The 16583-nt window shown below is 74.5% G+C and carries 11 protein-coding genes, 1 tRNA gene and 1 pseudogene; 7 read left to right on the top strand and 6 right to left on the bottom strand.

The features are described 5' to 3' along the window. The first annotated feature begins 110 nt into the window (after nt 1-110). Nucleotides 111-2225, top strand: coding sequence for a glycogen debranching protein GlgX (glgX, locus tag NOD94_RS28035; RefSeq protein ID WP_281208912.1), 2115 nt, complete (start codon nt 111-113; stop codon nt 2223-2225). On the opposite strand, the gene NOD94_RS28030 is transcribed toward glgX, so the two are convergent. Beyond that, nucleotides 2210-3496 carry an MFS transporter gene (locus NOD94_RS28030; RefSeq protein ID WP_281208911.1) on the bottom strand — a complete coding sequence of 429 codons (1287 nt, stop codon included), beginning with the start codon at nt 3494-3496 and terminating at the stop codon, nt 2210-2212. The two genes, glgX and NOD94_RS28030, sit on opposite strands and share 16 nt — an antisense overlap. A gap of 82 nt (nt 3497-3578) precedes the next feature. On the opposite strand from NOD94_RS28030, the gene treY reads away from it, so the two are divergent. Together treY and NOD94_RS28020 are read left to right on the top strand one after the other, a co-directional pair. Further along, on the top strand, nt 3579-5882 hold the full coding sequence (gene treY, locus NOD94_RS28025; RefSeq protein ID WP_281208910.1) for a malto-oligosyltrehalose synthase: 2304 nt from the start codon (nt 3579-3581) through the stop codon (nt 5880-5882). Nucleotides 5883-6081: 199 nt separating this feature from the next. Further along, nucleotides 6082-7350, top strand: coding sequence for a M14 family zinc carboxypeptidase (locus NOD94_RS28020; RefSeq protein ID WP_281208926.1), 1269 nt, complete (start codon nt 6082-6084; stop codon nt 7348-7350). Between the two features lie 73 nt (nt 7351-7423). Here the strand turns inward: NOD94_RS28020 and NOD94_RS28015 are convergent, their stop codons facing one another. Both NOD94_RS28015 and NOD94_RS28010 read right to left on the bottom strand, forming a co-directional pair. Next, nucleotides 7424-7564: a hypothetical protein gene (locus NOD94_RS28015; protein WP_281208909.1), complete on the bottom strand. Its 141-nt coding sequence runs from the start codon at nt 7562-7564 to the stop codon at nt 7424-7426. Nucleotides 7565-7619: 55 nt separating this feature from the next. Further along, a complete protein-coding gene (locus NOD94_RS28010; protein WP_281208908.1) occupies nt 7620-8183 on the bottom strand; it encodes a DUF1707 and FHA domain-containing protein in 564 nt (187 codons plus the stop codon). Nucleotides 8184-8293: 110 nt separating this feature from the next. Between NOD94_RS28010 and treZ the strand changes: the two genes are divergently transcribed. Further along, entirely contained in the window at nt 8294-10045 is a 1752-nt protein-coding gene (gene treZ, locus NOD94_RS28005) for a malto-oligosyltrehalose trehalohydrolase (protein WP_281208907.1), read from the top strand. 53 nt (nt 10046-10098) lie between these two features. On the opposite strand, the gene NOD94_RS28000 is transcribed toward treZ, so the two are convergent. Then, nucleotides 10099-10950, bottom strand: a complete 852-nt coding sequence (locus tag NOD94_RS28000) for a LysR family transcriptional regulator (protein ID WP_281208906.1) — start codon at nt 10948-10950, stop codon at nt 10099-10101. A 93-nt stretch (nt 10951-11043) separates the two neighbouring features. On the opposite strand from NOD94_RS28000, the gene NOD94_RS27995 reads away from it, so the two are divergent. Continuing rightward, the gene (locus NOD94_RS27995; protein ID WP_281208905.1) at nt 11044-11799 is read left to right on the top strand and encodes a hypothetical protein; all 756 of its coding nucleotides are present in this window, start codon (nt 11044-11046) and stop codon (nt 11797-11799) included. Nucleotides 11800-11874: 75 nt separating this feature from the next. Then, nucleotides 11875-11947 (top strand) — tRNA-His (locus NOD94_RS27990). A 60-nt stretch (nt 11948-12007) separates the two neighbouring features. On the opposite strand, the gene NOD94_RS27985 is transcribed toward NOD94_RS27990, so the two are convergent. Next, on the bottom strand, nt 12008-12763 hold the full coding sequence (locus NOD94_RS27985; RefSeq protein ID WP_281208904.1) for an alpha/beta hydrolase: 756 nt from the start codon (nt 12761-12763) through the stop codon (nt 12008-12010). A 152-nt stretch (nt 12764-12915) separates the two neighbouring features. Then, a complete protein-coding gene (locus tag NOD94_RS27980; RefSeq protein ID WP_281208903.1) occupies nt 12916-14979 on the bottom strand; it encodes a phospholipase C, phosphocholine-specific in 2064 nt (687 codons plus the stop codon). 456 nt (nt 14980-15435) lie between these two features. Between NOD94_RS27980 and NOD94_RS27975 the strand changes: the two are divergent. Continuing rightward, a pseudogene (locus NOD94_RS27975) lies at nt 15436-16583 on the top strand (GTPase-associated protein 1-related protein); the annotation flags it as partial.

Here is a 16583-nt window from a genome sequence, read left to right as displayed (position 1 = left end):
CATCCCAAGTCCACGCGTGGAGACCCTCTTTCGGGGAAGATCTGGCAGTGACGTGGTCCACGCCGGATCAGCCGGGACATCCTCCGACCCCGAGGAAAGAGTCGTTATCCATGCAAGTCTGGCCGGGACAGGCGTATCCCCTCGGTGCCACGTACGACGGCGCCGGAACCAACTTCGCGGTCTACTCCGAGGCAGCGCGCCGCATCGAGCTGTGCCTTCTGGCCGACGACGGCTCGGAGACCGCCATCGAGCTGCGCGAGACGGACGCCTTCGTCCGCCACGCCTACCTGCCCGGCATCATGCCGGGCCAGCGCTACGGCTTCCGGGTCCACGGCCCGTACGAGCCCGAACGGGGACAGCGCTGCAACGCGGCGAAGCTGCTGCTGGACCCGTACGCGCGCGCCATCAGCGGGAAGGTCGACTGGGGCGAGGAGGTGTACGGCTACCACTTCGGCCGCCCCGACTCCCGCAACGACCTGGACTCGGCCCCGCACACGATGAGTTCGGTCGTGGTGAACCCGTACTTCGACTGGGCCAACGACCGGCCGCCGCGCCACGAGTACCACCACACGGTGCTGTACGAGGCGCACGTCAAGGGCCTGACCATGCGGCACCCGGACCTCCCGGAGGAGCTGCGGGGCACCTACGGGGCGCTGGCGCACCCCGCGATCATCGGGCACCTGACGAAGCTGGGCGTCACGGCGCTGGAGCTGATGCCGGTGCACCAGTTCGTCAACGACCACCGGCTCGCGAACGACGGCCTGAGCAACTACTGGGGCTACAACACCATCGGGTTCTTCGCCCCGCACAACGGCTACGCCTCGGGTGACCGCGGGCAGCAGGTGCTGGAGTTCAAGTCGGCGGTGCGGGCGCTGCACGAGGCCGGGATCGAGGTGATCCTGGACGTGGTGTACAACCACACGGCCGAGGGGAACCACCTCGGTCCGACGTTGTCCTTCCGAGGACTGGACAACGCGTCGTACTACCGGCTCGGGGAGGATCCCCGGCACTACATGGACACCACCGGTACCGGGAACTCGCTGCTGATGCGGTCCCCGCACGTGCTCCAGCTGATCATGGATTCGCTGCGGTACTGGGTGACCGAGATGCACGTGGACGGCTTCCGCTTCGACCTGGCGGCCACGCTGGCGCGGCAGTTCCACGAGGTGGACCGGCTGTCCTCGTTCTTCGACCTGGTGCAGCAGGACCCGGTGGTGAGCCAGGTCAAGTTGATCGCCGAGCCGTGGGACCTGGGCGAGGGCGGCTACCAGGTGGGCAACTTCCCGCCGCTGTGGACCGAGTGGAACGGCAAGTACCGGGACACCGTACGGGACTTGTGGCGGGGGCAGCCGCGGACGCTGGCGGAGTTCGCGGGCCGACTCACGGGCTCCTCGGACCTCTACCAGGACGACGGCCGAAGGCCGTTGGCCTCGATCAACTTCACGACCTGCCACGACGGTTTCACCCTGCACGACCTCGTCTCCTACGACGAGAAGCACAACGAGGACAATCGGGAGGGCAATCGGGACGGGGAGACCCACAACCGTTCGTGGAACTGCGGCGTCGAGGGGCCGACGGAGGACCTCGAGGTCCGGGAGCTCCGCGAGCGCCAGATGCGCAACTTCACCGCCACCCTGATGCTTTCGCAGGGCGTGCCGATGCTCAGCCACGGCGACGAGTTCGCCCGGACGCAGGGCGGCAACAACAACGCCTACTGCCAGGACAACGAGGTCGCGTGGGTGGCCTGGCCGGAGCCGGGCAAGGAGCCGCCCGCCCTGCTGGAGTTCACCCGGCGGATGGTCTGGTTGCGCCGTGACCACCCGGTGTTCCGGCGGCGCCGGTTCTTCCACGGCCGGCCGGTCGAGGGCACGCACGACGAGCTCTCCGACATCGCCTGGTTCACCCCGCACGGCGAGGAGATGCGGGCCCGGGACTGGCAGGCGCAGAGCGCGCGGGCGCTGACCGTGTTCCTCAACGGGGAGGCGATCTCGGAGCCGGGCACCCGCGGGGAGCGGATCACCGACGACTCGTTCCTGCTGATGTTCAACGCCGGCGCGGAGCATCAGGACTTCACGATCCCGGCCGGGCACGGCGCGCGCTGGCACCTGGTGGTGAACACGGCGCGGGCGGACGTGCTGCCACCCGGCACCGGGCCGCAGTACGCGGCCGGGGACCGGGTGGCGCTGACAGGACGGTGTCTGGTGGTGCTTCAGCGCCCGGCGTAGGAGGTGCTGCCCTCCCCGACGGCCGGGGAGGTGCTCCGCTGGGCCGGGATGAAGGGCTTGGCGTGGGTACGGGCGGACGGGACGCGGGTGACGAGCGCCAGGGTCAGACAGAGGGCGGCCGCCCCGACCGCCACGGCGAACGCCCCCGACGGCCCGTACCACTCGGCGAGCCGCCCGGAGACGGCGAGGGCGGCTGCCTGCCCGGCGACCAGCGAGCTCGCGGCGTAGGCCATGGCCTCGGCGAGCCGGGCGGGTTCGACGACCCGCTCGGTGAGCGCGAACGCGGTGATCAGGTGGGGGGCGTAGGCGGCGCCGAGGACGGTGACGACCGCGTAGAGCGGCCACAGGGCGTCGGTGAACAGCAGTGGCACCGACAGTACGAGCGCGGCGGCGGTGGCCACCCGCCAGCGCAGCCGCAGCCCGAAGCGGGCGGGCAGCGCGCCCAGGGCGAGGCCGACGAAGGCACTGACGACGCCCATGGCGGCGTACACGATCCCGGCCTGCCCCGGGACGCCCAACTGGGCGGTCAGCGAGGCGATTCCGGCCTGACAGGCGCCGAACATGGCGCCCTGGAGCGCGAGGGAGCCGCGGACGGCGTGGACGACGCGGGGGTGACGGCTCCGGCCGCCCGACTCCGCCTTCGGCCGTGCGGGGGACCTCGGTGTGACGGCGGCGGTCGGGTGCAGGGCGTAGGCGGTGCCGAAGACGACGACGAGTCCGGCCGCGCCGGCGAGGGCGACGGCGGGGTGCGCGACGAGCGCGGCGAGTCCCACGAGGGCCGGGCCGAGGACGAAGGAGACCTCGTCGAGGGTGCCTTCGAGGGAGTGGACGGCGCCGATGACGCCCTCGTCGGACTTGGCCCGGTGGGCGAGGGCGACGGAGCGGGTCCGGGCGAGCGGTCCGATCAGCGGTACGGAGGCGCCCGTGACCGCGCCGATCGCGGCGAGCGGGACGGTCGCGAGGCCGCCGAGGGCCCCCGCGACGAGGGCGGCGGTGGCGACGGCGTTGACGGCCGCCGCGGTCAGGACGACGGGCCGCTGCCCGTGGCGGTCGGCGAGCCGTCCGAGGACGGGACCGAAGACCACCTGGCCCGCGGAGAGGGTGCCTCCGACGATGCCGGCGGTGGCGAGGGAGCCGCTGGTCTGGGCGACCAGCAGGACGCTCCCGAACTGGGACATCGCGACGGGCAGTCGGGCGAAGAACGAGACGAGGGGGAGTAGGGGCCCGGTCAGGGCGATGACGTTTCGATAGGTGTTGACGGTTCCAACCACTTGATCAACGCTAACCCGACGCAGTCACCCGGATGCATTGGGTAATGGCACGGAATCCGGCAGGCTGGGTACGTACGTTCTCATGAGCCTGCCGCAGCACAGCAAGCAAACGGAATCTGATGTTCCGAAACCTGTCACTCCAGCGTCGACCTACCGCCTCCAGCTGTGCCCGGAGTTCCCGTTCGAGGCGGCCGGGGCGGTCGTACCGTACCTCGCCGCGCTCGGCGTGTCGCACCTGCACCTCTCCCCCGTCCTGGAGGCGGCGCCCGGCTCCTCGCACGGGTACGACGTCACCGACCACGCCCGGGTCCGGGCGGAGCTCGGCGGCGAGCCGGGCCTGCGGGCCCTGGCCGCGACGGCCCGCGCCCACGGGCTCGGCCTGGTCCTGGACATCGTGCCGAACCACATGGCGGTGCCGTCGCCGCTGAGGCTGAACCGGGCGCTGTGGGAGGTGCTGCGGGAGGGGCCGCACTCCCCGTACGCGCGCTGGTTCGACATCGACTGGGCGGCGGGCGGCGGGCAACTGCTGCTGCCGGTGCTCGGCGAGCCCGCGGACACCTACGACGTCCGGGTCGGCGGGGACGTACTGCGCCTCGGGGAGCAGGAGTTCCCGCTGCGGGCGGGCACGGCCGGATTGCCGCTGCCGGAGCTACTGGCCGCCCAGTGGTACCGGCCGGCGTGGTGGCGCGAGGCTCGGACCGGCCTCAACTACCGGCGCTTCTTCACCATTTCGGACCTGATCGGGGTCCGTGTCGAGGACCCGGCCGTCTTCGCCGCCACCCACGCGAAGGTGCTGGAGCTGGTGCGGGACGGGGTGGTGCAGGGCCTGCGCATCGACCACGTGGACGGCCTGGCCGACCCCGGGCAGTACCTGCGCCGGCTGCGGGCCGCCGCCGGCGACGGCTGCTGGGTGGTGGTGGAGAAGATCCTGGCCCGCGACGAACGGCTCCCGTCGGCCTGGCCGGTGGCGGGCACCACCGGGTACGACGCGCTGCACCGGATCGACGGGCTCTTCACCGATCCGGCCGGCGCGGCCGAGCTGGCCCGCGCGTACGGGCGCGCCACCGGCCTGCCCTCCTGGGAGGAGACCGCCGCGGCCGCGTCGCGGGAGGTCCTGACCGTGGACCTGGCCGCCGAACTGGCCCTCCTGGAGCACCGGGCCGGCCCCGCCGCGGCCCCCGCCGTACGGGAACTGCTCATCGCCTACCCGGTCTACCGCCCCTACCCCGACGGGCCGGGGCCCGACCCGCGGGCCCTGGCGGAGGCCGCCGGGCGGGCCGGCGGGCCGGCGGTGGACGGCGTGCGGGACCTCCTGCTGCGGGATCCGGCCTTCGCGGCCCGGTTCGCCCAGACCTCGGCGGCGCTGCGCGCCAAGTCCCTGGAGGACCGGGCCTTCTACCGCTGGGCCCCGCTGCTGTCGGCCACCGAGGTCGGCGGGGAGCCGAGCGCGCCCGCCGTGCCGCTCGGGGAGTTCCACGCGTACTGCGCCGCCCTGGAGCGGGACTGGCCCGCCTCGGGGACCGTGCTGTCCACGCACGACACGAAGCGCAGCGCGGACGTCCGGGCCCGGATCGCGGTGCTGTCCCAGGCGCCGGAGCTGATGGCCGAGCCGGGGCCGCGCGCGGGCGACCCCCAGCTCGCCTGGGTCGCCCGGCAGAGCGCGCTGGGGCTCGGCGACGTGCCCGAGCGGGCGGAGCGGCTGGCGGCGGCCCTGCTGAAGGCAGCCCGGGAAGCGGGGCTGCGCACCTCGTGGACCGATCCCGACGAGGCGTACGAGGCGGGCGTCCCGGCATCGGTCCCGGACGGCGCGGACGGGCTCCCCGCCGAGCTGGCGGACGCGGCCCGGGCGGGCCTGCTCGGCATGACCCTGCTGCACCTGACGATGCCCGGGGTGCCCGAGGTGTACCAGGGCGCGGAGAGCGAGTACCGGGCCCTGGTCGACCCGGACAACCGGCGCCCGGCGCACTTCGCCCGCCAGGAGCTGGCCGCGCTGGACGCGGGCGCGGACCCCGACGGCGTGTCGCAGGAGAAGCTGGCCCTGACCGCGGCCCTGTTGCGGCTGCGCCGCGACCGGCCCGCCCTGTTCACCGGGTACGCCCCGCTGGAGGCCCGGGGGCCGGCGGCGGAGCACTGCGTCGCCTTCACCCGTACGGGCGGGCTCGTCGCGGTGGCCACCCGCCTCTCGCACCGGCTGGCCGGCGCGGGCGGCTGGCGGGGCACCACCCTGGCCCTGCCGCCGGGCCGCTGGGCGGTGGTCCCGGAATGTGGCCCCGGCGCGCCGGACACCTCGTACGAGGGCGTCGTCGACCTGGCCGGCCTCCTGGCCCGCCGCCCGGCGCTGGCGCTGATCCGCACGGACGCGGGGACGGGCGGGGGCGCCGGGTAGGGCCTGTCGTCGTACTCCCGTCGTCACCCGGAGGCGGACGGGAGTACGACGACAGGCCCCAGGGCGGGCGGAGGGCGGTTCCCGGCCCGGCGGGGGCGGGTCGGGACGGGGCGCGCAAGGCGTTGGCCAGGGGTTTTCGGAGGGGATTCGGAGAAGCGGGGAGCAGTAGGGGGCGTGCGTGGCGGGCATGGCATCCCATGTGACCCTCCTCCGTGAAACGCGCTACCCCACACCTCACGAACTCGCCCTGGCCGCCCGCGCGCTGGCGGACGAACATCCCGCCCGGGTCCGGCTCCGCAGGGTCGGCACCTCCCGGGCGGGGGCGCCCCTCTGGCTGCTCTCCGTCGACCCCGGGGACAGCGACCGCGACGTCCTCGTCGTCGCCGGGGCCCACGCCAACGAGCCCGTCGGCGGGGCGACGGCCATGTCCCTCGCCCGTCGGATCATCGGGGACCCCGCCCTCGGCGCCGGGGCGGGCTGGCACTTCCTGCTCTGCGCCGACCCGGACGGGGCGGAACTGCACCGCACGCCCCGCCCCCACTCCCTGCTCGACTACCACCGGAACTTCTTCCGGCCGCCCGGACCCGAACAGCCCGAGTGGGCGCCGTCCTTACTCGCCCCGGACCGACTGCCGCCCGAGACGCTCGCGCTGACCGCCCTCATCGACGAGTTGCGCCCCGTCCTCCAGGTCTCCCTGCACGGCACGGACCTCGGCGGGTCCTGGGTGCAGCTCACCCGGGACATACCGGGGCTGGCCGAGCCGTTCGGGAGGTCGGCCGCCGAACTCCGGATCCCGGTCGAGACGGGGGCCTCCGACGCCGCCGGGTGGCCCTCCCCCGGGCCGGGGATCTTCGTGATGCCGGAGCCGGGGGCCGGCCCCGGCGGGGCCTTCCACCCCGAGGACACCCGGCTCAGCACCTGGTACCGCGTCCACCGCCACCACGGGACCACCGCGATCGTCGAGGTCCCCATGTGGGCGTCCGACCTGGTGGACGATCCGGCCCCGCACCCGGACCCCCGGCGGGCCCTGCGCGTGCTCGCGGCCCGGCTCACCGAGGACGCCGCGCGCGTGGCCGGACCGCGGGACACGGTCGGGGGCGCCGACCCCGCGTCCGCCGCACTCCTGCGCGCCGTCGACTGGACGCTCGCCCTGATCCCCCGGATCACCACCGAGTGGACCGGGCCCGGCGCTCCCGTCGATGCCACGGCGGCCGCCATCGGCAGCATCGACGCCTTCGGGCGGCGGCTGTCGCTGCGCGCCGCCGCGATGCTCCTGCGGGTCCTGCGCGGCCAGGGCCACCCGGCCGCCCCGGCCCTGGACCGGCTCGTGACCGGCTGGTGCGAGGAGTTCTCGGCCCGCTTCCAGGCCCGCCGGGTCCCCGTGGCCACCCAGGTGGAACACCAGTGCCGGACGGTCCTGGCCACGTACGAACGGCTCGCGCACGCCTCGTGCGCCGAGCGGGTGTAGGCCGTCCGGCCCCGCCGCCCCCGCCCCGGTCGGCGGGGGCCGGTCCGGGGGCCGTCGCCGGGGCATGCGCCGGCTAAACCGGCCAGCCGTAGCGGCGTTTGGGCAGGCCGTTCGCGCCGAGGCGGTCGTAGGCGATGTGTTCGTGGATCAGTTCGACGAGACGCGGCAGGTCGTCGGGGCGCGCCGGACGCACCGCGGGCGTGGGTTCTTCCATGCCGTCATCCTGCGCCCCACCGCCGCCCACCGTGCCGTCGGGTCCCGAGGGGGCGTCAGGTCGCGGACAGGCGGAAGTCCATCCGGCCGAAGCCGATCTGGTCGCCGTCCCGGACCACCGCGGAGCCGGACACCCGACGGCCGTTGACGGTGGTGCCGTTGGTCGAGCCGAGGTCCTTGATCACCCACTGGCCGTCGCGCATGCTCAGCTCGGCGTGCGCCCGCGAGACGGTGTCGTGGGTGAGCCGCAGGCCGTTGCCCGGGTCGCGGCCGATCCGCAGCGGCCCGGCGCCCGGGTGCGGCAACAGCAGCCGGGGCAACCGTTCCACCTGCCAGGCGCGGCGGACCCCGACGGACACGGCGGACGCGCGGCCCACCCAACCGAACAGCCGACGGCTCCAGGGGGCTTCGGCCGCCTCACGGGTCTGGAGGTCGGCGGTGAGGACCGCGAGGTCCTCGGCGCGGCGGGCGGTCAGCGCGAGTTCCATCCGACGCAGGAAGGTGTCGTGCGAGAGCCTGCCGAGCGCCGCGCCCTCTCTGAGCTGGCCCAGCGCCCGGTCGCGCTCGGCGTCGGAGAGCCGCGGCGCGGGGAAGGAGGGGAACTCGAAACTCGATGTCACAGGGTGATTGTCGGCCCGTCGGGTGCGGAGTGTCCAGAAGTCCTCCGGAAGGCCCGGAATGATGGGCACGATACGCATGCTGGACACCGCCGGAGACGAGGGGACCGTCCGTGCAGTTCGAGGTATGGGCACCGCTGACAGGTCGGGTCGCCATGCGACTGAACGACACCGCCCACGAGATGACACCGGACCCGGATCCCGGCCGCGCCGGCTGGTGGATCCTGGACGCCCCGGCCGCCGACGGCGACCGGTACGGGTTCCTGCTGGGGGACGACCCGGTGGTCCGTCCCGACCCGCGCGGCCGGCGGCTGCCCGACGGGCCCGACGGCCTGTCCGCGGTCGTGGACTTCGAGCCGCTCACCCCACGGGGCCCGGCCCCCCGCACCCCGCTCCAGGACGCGGTCCTGTACGAGCTGCACGTGGGGACGTTCACCCCCGAGGGCACCTTCGACGCGGCCGCGGCCCGGCTGGGGCACCTCACCGCGCTGGGCGTGACGCACGTCGAGCTGATGCCGGTCTGCTCCTTCCCCGGCCGACACGGCTGGGGGTACGACGGGGTGGCGCCCTGGGCCGTGCACGAGCCGTACGGCGGCCCGGCCGGGCTGGCCCGGTTCGTGGAGGCCGCGCACGCGGCCGGGCTGGGCGTGGTCCTGGACGTGGTCCACAACCACCTGGGCCCCTCCGGCAACCACCTCCCCGCCTTCGGGCCGTACTTCACCGACACCCACCACACCCCGTGGGGCTCGGCGGTGAACCTGGACGCGCCGGGCTCCGACGAGGTCCGCGCCTACCTCCTGGGCAGCGCGCTGGCCTGGCTGCGGGACTACCGGATCGACGGACTGCGGCTGGACGCGGTGCACGCCCTGGTCGACGGGCGGGCCCTGACGTTCCTGGAGGAACTCGGCGCGGCGGTCGACGAACTCGCGGCGGAGACCGCCCGTCCGCTGTTCCTGATCGCCGAGTCCGACCGGTGCGACCCGCGCACCACGGCCCCCCGCGCCCAGGGCGGGCTGGGCCTGCACGGGCAGTGGAACGACGACTTCCACCACGCCCTGCACTGCACGCTGACCGGCGAATCGCAGGGCTACTACGCCGATTTCGCCGAGGCTCCGCTCGGCGCCCTCGCCAAGACCCTGACCCGGGCCTTCTTCCACGACGGGACCTGGTCCTCCTTCCGGGGCCGGACCCACGGCCACCTGGTGGACCGCCGGCGCACCCCCGCGCACCGGTTCGTCGGCTACACCCAGACCCACGACCAGATCGGCAACCGGGCGCTGGGCGACCGGCTCTCCGCCTCGCTCTCCCCCGGCCTTCTGGCCTGCGCGGCGACGGTCGCGCTGACCGGGCCGTTCGTCCCGATGCTGTTCATGGGCGAGGAGTGGGGGGCCGGCACGCCCTGGCAGTACTTCACCGACCACCCCGATCCGGAGCTCGCGGAGGCGGTACGGAGCGGGCGGCGGCGGGAGTTCGCCGCGCACGGCTGGAAGGCGGAGGAGATCCCCGACCCGCAGGACCCGGCGACCCGGGACCGGTCCTGCCTGGACTGGGCGGAACCCGAACGGGCCGCGAACGCCCGGCTGCTGGCCTGGTACCGGACCCTGGTCGCGCTGCGCCGCACCCAGCCGGACCTGCGCGACCCGGACCTCGCGGCGGTCCGCGTCGCGCACGACGAGGAGCGCCGCTGGCTGACGTTCCGGCGGGGCGAGGTCCGCGTCGCGGTGAACCTCGCCCCGGAGCCGGTGACGATCGCGCTGGGCCGCAACGGCGTACGGGTCCTGGCCTCCTGGGAGCCGGCCGAGCACCCGGGGCCGGACGGGCGGATCCACGTCCCGGGCGAGTCGGCGGTGATCCTGGGGCCCTGACGGGGCCGCCGGCGGCAGTGGCCCTCTCGTGCGGGGCCGGCCGGTGGGCGCGCTCAGCGACCGTCCCGGGATCCCGCCGTGAGTCGGGCCGCGAGGGCGGCGGCCGCGCCCGTCACGCCCCTCGGCGCGAGCAGTTCCGTACGGTGCACCAGGCGCGGCGCGGACAGCGGTACGCAGACCCCCGCCCCGGCGGCCCCGGCGATCCGCGGCGGCAGCAGGACGAGGCCGTGCCCGGCGGCGGCGAGGGCGCAGAGGGCGAGCAGGTCGGTGCCCTCGTAGCGGACGGAGCCCCGGGCGCCGGTGAGCGGGCGGCCCACCCCGGGGGCGTCCAGCCAGCGCGCGTCGGCGAGGTCGTCCAGCCGGACGGCGGCCCGGCGGGCGAGCGGGTGCCCGGTGGGCAGCAGCACGGCCAGTTCCTCCTCGCCGATCCCGGTGACGGCGAGCGGGGCCACGTCGGGCAGCCGCAGCGGGTCGCTCGGGGCGGCCAGGCCGTCGACGAGCCCGAGGTCGCAGCCGCCGGTGGCGACGGCGGCGGGCACCTCGTCCGGGGGCAGCACGCGCAGGGTGACCCCGGTGGCGGGCAGGACCGCGAGCAGCGCGGGCCCGACGGCCAGCGGGGAGGCGGCGAGGGTGACCCGGCCGGGCGGCGCCGCGGCCAGCCTCAGGACGTCGGCGCGGGCCGCGTCGAGGCGCAGCAGCAGCGGCCCGGCGTGCTCCAGCAGCCGCTCCCCGGCCGGGGTCGGCGCGACGGGCCTGCGGGTGAGCAGCTCGGTGCGCAGGTCGGCCTCCAGCGCGGCGATGTGCTGGGAGACGGCGGACTGGGTGTAGCCCAGCTCGCGGGCGGCGGCCGAGAAGGAGGCGAGGCGGGTCACGGCGACGAAGGTGCGGAGCAGGTGCGGGTCCATGTCGCACAGCCTGCCATCGACATCAGGGTTGCTTATCGATGGTGCAGGAACAATCGTTGGTGCTGAACGACTCCGGGTCCCAGGATGATCGTCATGAACACCGCTCCGATCGCCCGGATCGCCCGGATCGCCCTCGTCGGCGACCGCTCCCCGCACGTCACCTCCCACGCCCGCGTCCCCGTCCTGCTGGATTCGCTGGCCGCGCGCGACGGGATCGTCCTCGACGCCTACTGGATCCCCACCGCCGACGCCGGGGCCGCGGCGGCCGCGGGCACCCTGGCGCGGTTCGACGCGGTGTGGGTGCTGCCCGGCAGTCCGTACGCCGACGAGGCCGGGGCACTCGCCGCGATCCGGGTGGCGCGGGAGGAGGGCATCCCCTTCCTCGGCACCTGCGGCGGCTTCCAGCACGCGCTGCTGGAGTACGCCCGCAACGTCTGCGGGCTGCCCGACGCGGCGCACGCCGAGAACGACCCCGGGGCCGGCGACCCGCTGATCGCGCCGCTCGCCTGCTCCCTCGTCGGGCACGAGGGGCTCGTCCGGGCCGAGCCCGGCTCGCTCGCCGAGTCCGCGCTGGGCGCCGAGCGCACGATGGAGCGCTACCACTGCGACTACGGTCCGGCGCCGCGGCACCTGCCCGCGCTCGCCGCGCGCGGGCTGCGGCTGTCGGGGCACGACGAGGACGGGCAGGTCCGCGTCGCCGAGCTGCCGGGGCACCCCTTCTTCCTCGCGACGCTGTTCCAGCCGGAACTCTCCGGCGACGGCACCCGGCCGCACCCGATCGTGCGCGCCTTCGCCGCGGCCGCGGTGGAGCGGGCCGCCCGCCGCGAGGAGGGGTTCCCCGCCGGATAACGCGTCGCGGGACCACCCCTCTGATCGGCTATGCTGTGCTTGCACATCGAACGGGTGGTTCCACCACCCTTCGTGGTGGGTGTAGCTCAGTTGGTAGAGCACCTGGTTGTGGTCCAGGTGGCCGCGGGTTCAAGTCCCGTCACTCACCCTTTTCGATCCCGTGGGGTACGAGGTTTCCTCGTACCCCACGGGTTTTTTCGCGTTCCGGCTAGCCGCGCAGGAAGGCCTCCACGTCGGTGGCGAAGGCGACCGGGGTCTCGTGCGGCGGGTAGTGGCCGGAGCCCGGGACCGTGACGACGCGGCAGTTCGAGTACCAGGCCTGCCACGTGGCGCGCATCACGTCGGCGGTCAGCGCCAGGTCGTACTCCCCCACCAGGACCAGCACCGGCACCGTGCTGCCCTTGACCGCCGAGGACAGGTCGAGCGGCTGCCAGCTCGCGAGGTACCCGGCGAAGGCCTCGGTGCGGGAGACCGCGAGCGAGTGGGCGACCATCCGGTCCAGCCAGTACCGGCTCGCCCGGTGGCCGGTGACCAGGTCGAGGATGGCGAGGCGCTTGTCGGGGTCCTCGGCGGCGCCGTGGAAGAGGGCGTGGGTCCGGTCGTCCATGGCGTATGGACCGGCCGGGACGGGGGCCGTACCGATCAGCTTCTCGATCCGCTCGGGAGTCCGGACGAGCACCTGCTGGGCGGCCTTGGCGCCCATGGAGTGCCCGAGCAGGGAGAACGTGTCCCAGCCCAGCTGGTCGGCCAGTTCCAGGACGTCGTCGGCGATCTCGGGCAGGCTGTAGCGGCCGGGGACGTCCCGCCGCTCGCCGTAGCCGCGGTAGTCGAGGAAGGCGTACGAGAAGCCGTCCGGGTCCAGGTGGTCCAGTACGGAGCCCCAGTTCGCGGAGGTGCCGAACCAGTCGTGCAGCACGATGACGCGGACGGGTCCGGTGCCGATCCTGCGGTGGGCGATGGCCATGCGTTCCCCTTCGGTGACGGGCGAAGAAAGCGACGCGGTACCTCTGCCCATCCGGCCCGCCGTCACACCGCATGGCCGGTTCGCCCCGCCGCGCCCGACCGCCGGCGTCCGGACGGGGGCCCCGCCCGCCGGCGGGGCCCCCGTCCGGCGGGTCAGACGGTCTTGATCGCCGGGTCGGAGACGCCGGGGGCGCCCGTCTCCACGTGGCCGGCGAACCGGCGCAGGTACGTCGCGTCGGCGTCCGAGACGACCGTCACGTCGTACCAGCGGCCCGTGGTGCGCAGGTCCACCGTGTGGGAGACGCTCGCCCCCGCGTTGACCTTGAAGGTCTGGGCGGCGCCGCCGTAAGCGTTGGTGACCGTGAGGTTCACCGCGGCCGTGCCCCCGTTCGTCAGGGTCAGGGCCAGGTTGCCGGTCGCGCCCGCGTGGCGGGCCGTCACCTCCGGGCCGGCCTTCTTCGCCGGGCCCTTCCAGGTGCGCAGGAAACCGTTGGGACCCCACACCGTGAGGTCGATCCGGTTGCCGGTGGAGGCGCTGGTGCTCCAGGTGTCGGACAGGGTCTTGCCGGCCTCCACCGTGTAGGGCCAAGGGCCGTCGGTCCGGTTGCCCGAGGTGCTGTGGAAGTGGGCGCCCAGCGAGGGTCCGGAGGCGAAGGTCAGCGTGAACTTGCCGGTGGAGACGGTGGCCCTGCCGTCCACGTACGGGCTGTAGCCCAGGGCCCGGGTCGGCTTTCCTCCCGCCTCCTGCTTCGGCAGCGCGCCGGTCGCCGGCGGGGTCGGGTGGTAGGACGGGTGACGGTCCTTGTCCGGCGGTACGTACCCGGCCGTGGAGGGCAGCGCCGCGGGCGCGGAGTCCGCCCGGGTGAAGTCGAACGCCGAGGTCAGGTCACCGCACACGGCCCGGCGCCACGGCGAGATGTTCGGCTCCTGCACCCCGAACCGCTTCTCCATGAAGCGGATCACCGAGGTGTGGTCGAAGGTCTCGGAGCAGACGTAGCCGCCCTTGCTCCAGGGCGAGACCACGATCATCGGGACGCGCGGGCCGAGGCCGTAGGGGCCCGCCGCGTAGCCGCCACCGCCGGCGTACAGGTCGCGGGTGACGTCCGCCGTGGACAGGCCCCACGCCGAGGAGGTGGGCGGGTACGGCGGGACGACGTGGTCGAAGAAGCCGTCGTTCTCGTCGTAGGTGATGAAGAGGGCGGTCTTCGCCCAGACGGCCGGGTTCGCGGTCAGCGCGTCCAGCACCTGCGAGATGTACCAGGCGCCGAAGTTCGTCGGCCAGTTGGAGTGTTCGCTGAACGCCTCGGGTGCGGCGATCCACGAGACCTGCGGCAGGGTGCCGTTCACCACGTCCGCGCGCAGCCGGTCGAAGTAGCCCTCGCCCGCGGCGGCGTTCGTACCCGTACGCGCCTTCTCGTACAGGGGGCTGCCGGGCTGGGCGTTGCGGTACGTGTTGAAGTACAGCAGCGAGTTGTCGCCGTAGTTGCCGCGGAAGGCGTCGTTGATCCAGCCCCAGTGGCCCGCCGCGTTCAGGCCGTCGCCGATGTCCTGGTAGACCTTCCAGGACACTCCGGCCGATTCCAGGCGCTCAGGGTAGGTCTTCCAGCCGTACCCCAGCTCCTGGTTGCCGAGGACCGGGCCGCCGCCGGTGCCGTCGTTGCCCGTGTGCCCCGTCCACAGGTAGTAGCGGTTGGGGTCCGTCGCGCCGATGAACGAGCAGTGGTAGGCGTCGCAGACGGTGAACGCGTCGGCGAGGGCGTAGTGGAACGGGATGTCGTTCCGCGTCATGTACGACATGGTCGTGGCCGTCTTCGCCGGGATCCACTTGTCGTACTTGCCGTTGTTGTAGGCCTGGTGGCCACCGGCCCAGTCGTGGTTCAGGCCCTCCAGGAACTGCATCCCGAGGTCCTCGATCTGCGGGTGGAAGGGCAGGATGTCCTTCGTCCCGTTCGACTGGTGGAAGACCGACTTCCCGTTGTCCTGGAGCACGGGACGCGGGTCCCCGAAGCCGCGGACGCCCTTCATGGCCCCGAAGTAGTGGTCGAAGGACCGGTTCTCCTGCATGAGGACGACGACGTGCTCGATGTCCTGGATGGTCCCGGTTCCGCCCTGCGCGGCCGGGATCGCGGCGGCGCGCGCGATGCTCTCGTTCAGCATCGCGACGGCGGCGGTCCCGCCGGCGATCTGGAGGAACCTGCGTCGGTTGAGTTCAGCCATGGGTGACGACCTCTGGAGGTGAGGAGGGGGGAGTCGAGGGGCGCCCCAAGGACAGCGGCCCCGGGGTACCGGACGGAGATCCCCGTCTGACGTCGGGCCGTACAGCGGGCGAACGGAAAGCCCCGGGAAATGGCTCCCGCACGGCCCCCGCATCTGCTGGAATGACCTTCACACACCGCACGGGGGGCGCAGACGTATGGCGGGGACCGAGTGCGGGCACGCCCTGGCCCGGCCCGACACACCCTCCGACCGCCCGCCCGCCGCACCGGTGGAACGCTACGGGGCACACGGGGCGGGGCAACAGCCCTTGGATGTGAGGGAGTTCGGGAGGCCGACGGCGACGCGCCGGTTCGGTCCCGATGCGGGACCCCGGTACGGGCCGGCCCGACGGGCGGCGCCCCGGGGCGGGCGGGCGTGGATACCCGACGGGGCGGCCGGTCGGTCGGAGGGGAACGCATGAACCTCGCGCAGCTCCACTACGCCTCGGCAGCGCCCGGACCGGAGGGTTCCGGTCCGCGCTTCACCTCCGTCACCCCCGGCGTGCCCGCCGCGCTGCTCCGCGAGGCCGGGCGGTTGATCGGTTACGAGTCGCCCGACGACGCCCCGGCGCACCCGACGGAGGAGCAACTGGCCGCGCTCCCGGTGGCACTGAGCCTGAGCGTCCTCTCCGACGGGAGCCGGCTGCTGGCCCGCGCGGCGTGCACGGGCGGGCCCGGCCCGGGTACCGGCAGCGGCCCGGCGGGCCCCGGGGAGGGCCTTCCCTTCCACGCGCACGCCGTGCACCTGCCCGGGGCGGCCGGGTCCGGGGCGGCCCAGGGCGCCCTGCCGATCACGGCCTGGAACTCCCCGCAGTGGGCCTCGCGGACCCCTCCCGGCGGCCCGCCCCCACCGCTCGCGAAGGTGCCGGCCCCGGGCCGGCACGACGCCCCCGGGCTGGCCGCGTTCGTCGCGGCGCGGGGCGCCCGGCTAGCGGGGTTCTTCGCCGACGTGCGGCGGCTCGGGAAGGACCCCGAGGCCCCGCGGATCGTGCTCGTGGAGCGGGACAGCCAGGACGTGGCCCGCTGGGTCATGCTGGCGTGCAGCGTGCTGCCGCACCAGCGGGGGCAATGGCTCACCTTCACCACCTACACGCGGCGGCCCGACCTCGCCCCGCAGCAGCTGATCGGCGTACGCCCCGGCGGGGAGGCGGAACTCGCCGCGCTCGCCGGGCGGGAGCAGCGCCACCGGATCCTCGACCCCGCGCGCGAGCCCGTCACACCGGCCGACTCGGGCGCGTCCGCCGGCCCGTGGGCACGGACCGCGGCGCTGATCTGGCTGGCGGGCCGGCCCCAGCTGTTCGCGGAGGTGCGCCGACTGCCCGGCGACCCCTACGACGCGGGCCCGTTGGCCGCGCTCGCCCTGGCCGCCGGACTTCCGCTGGACCCGGTGGCCCACGCGGAGGCGGCCGAGTGGACCGCCGAACACGGGGACGCGCCGACCGGCACCCGCCCCCGAGGACCGCGCCGCACGGCCGAGCCCGGCCAGGCACCACCGGCACCGGCACCCGCACCGCCGGAAGCGCCGTCCGCCGGGCCCCGGCACGCACGGCAGGCGCGGCACGCGGG

Origin of the sequence: Streptomyces sp. Isolate_45, assembly GCF_024721315.2 — a bacterium.
GTDB lineage: Bacteria > Actinomycetota > Actinomycetes > Streptomycetales > Streptomycetaceae > Streptomyces.
The sequence above is the reverse complement of the archived record's forward strand: the minus strand, read 5'-3'. Positions and strand labels throughout refer to the sequence as shown.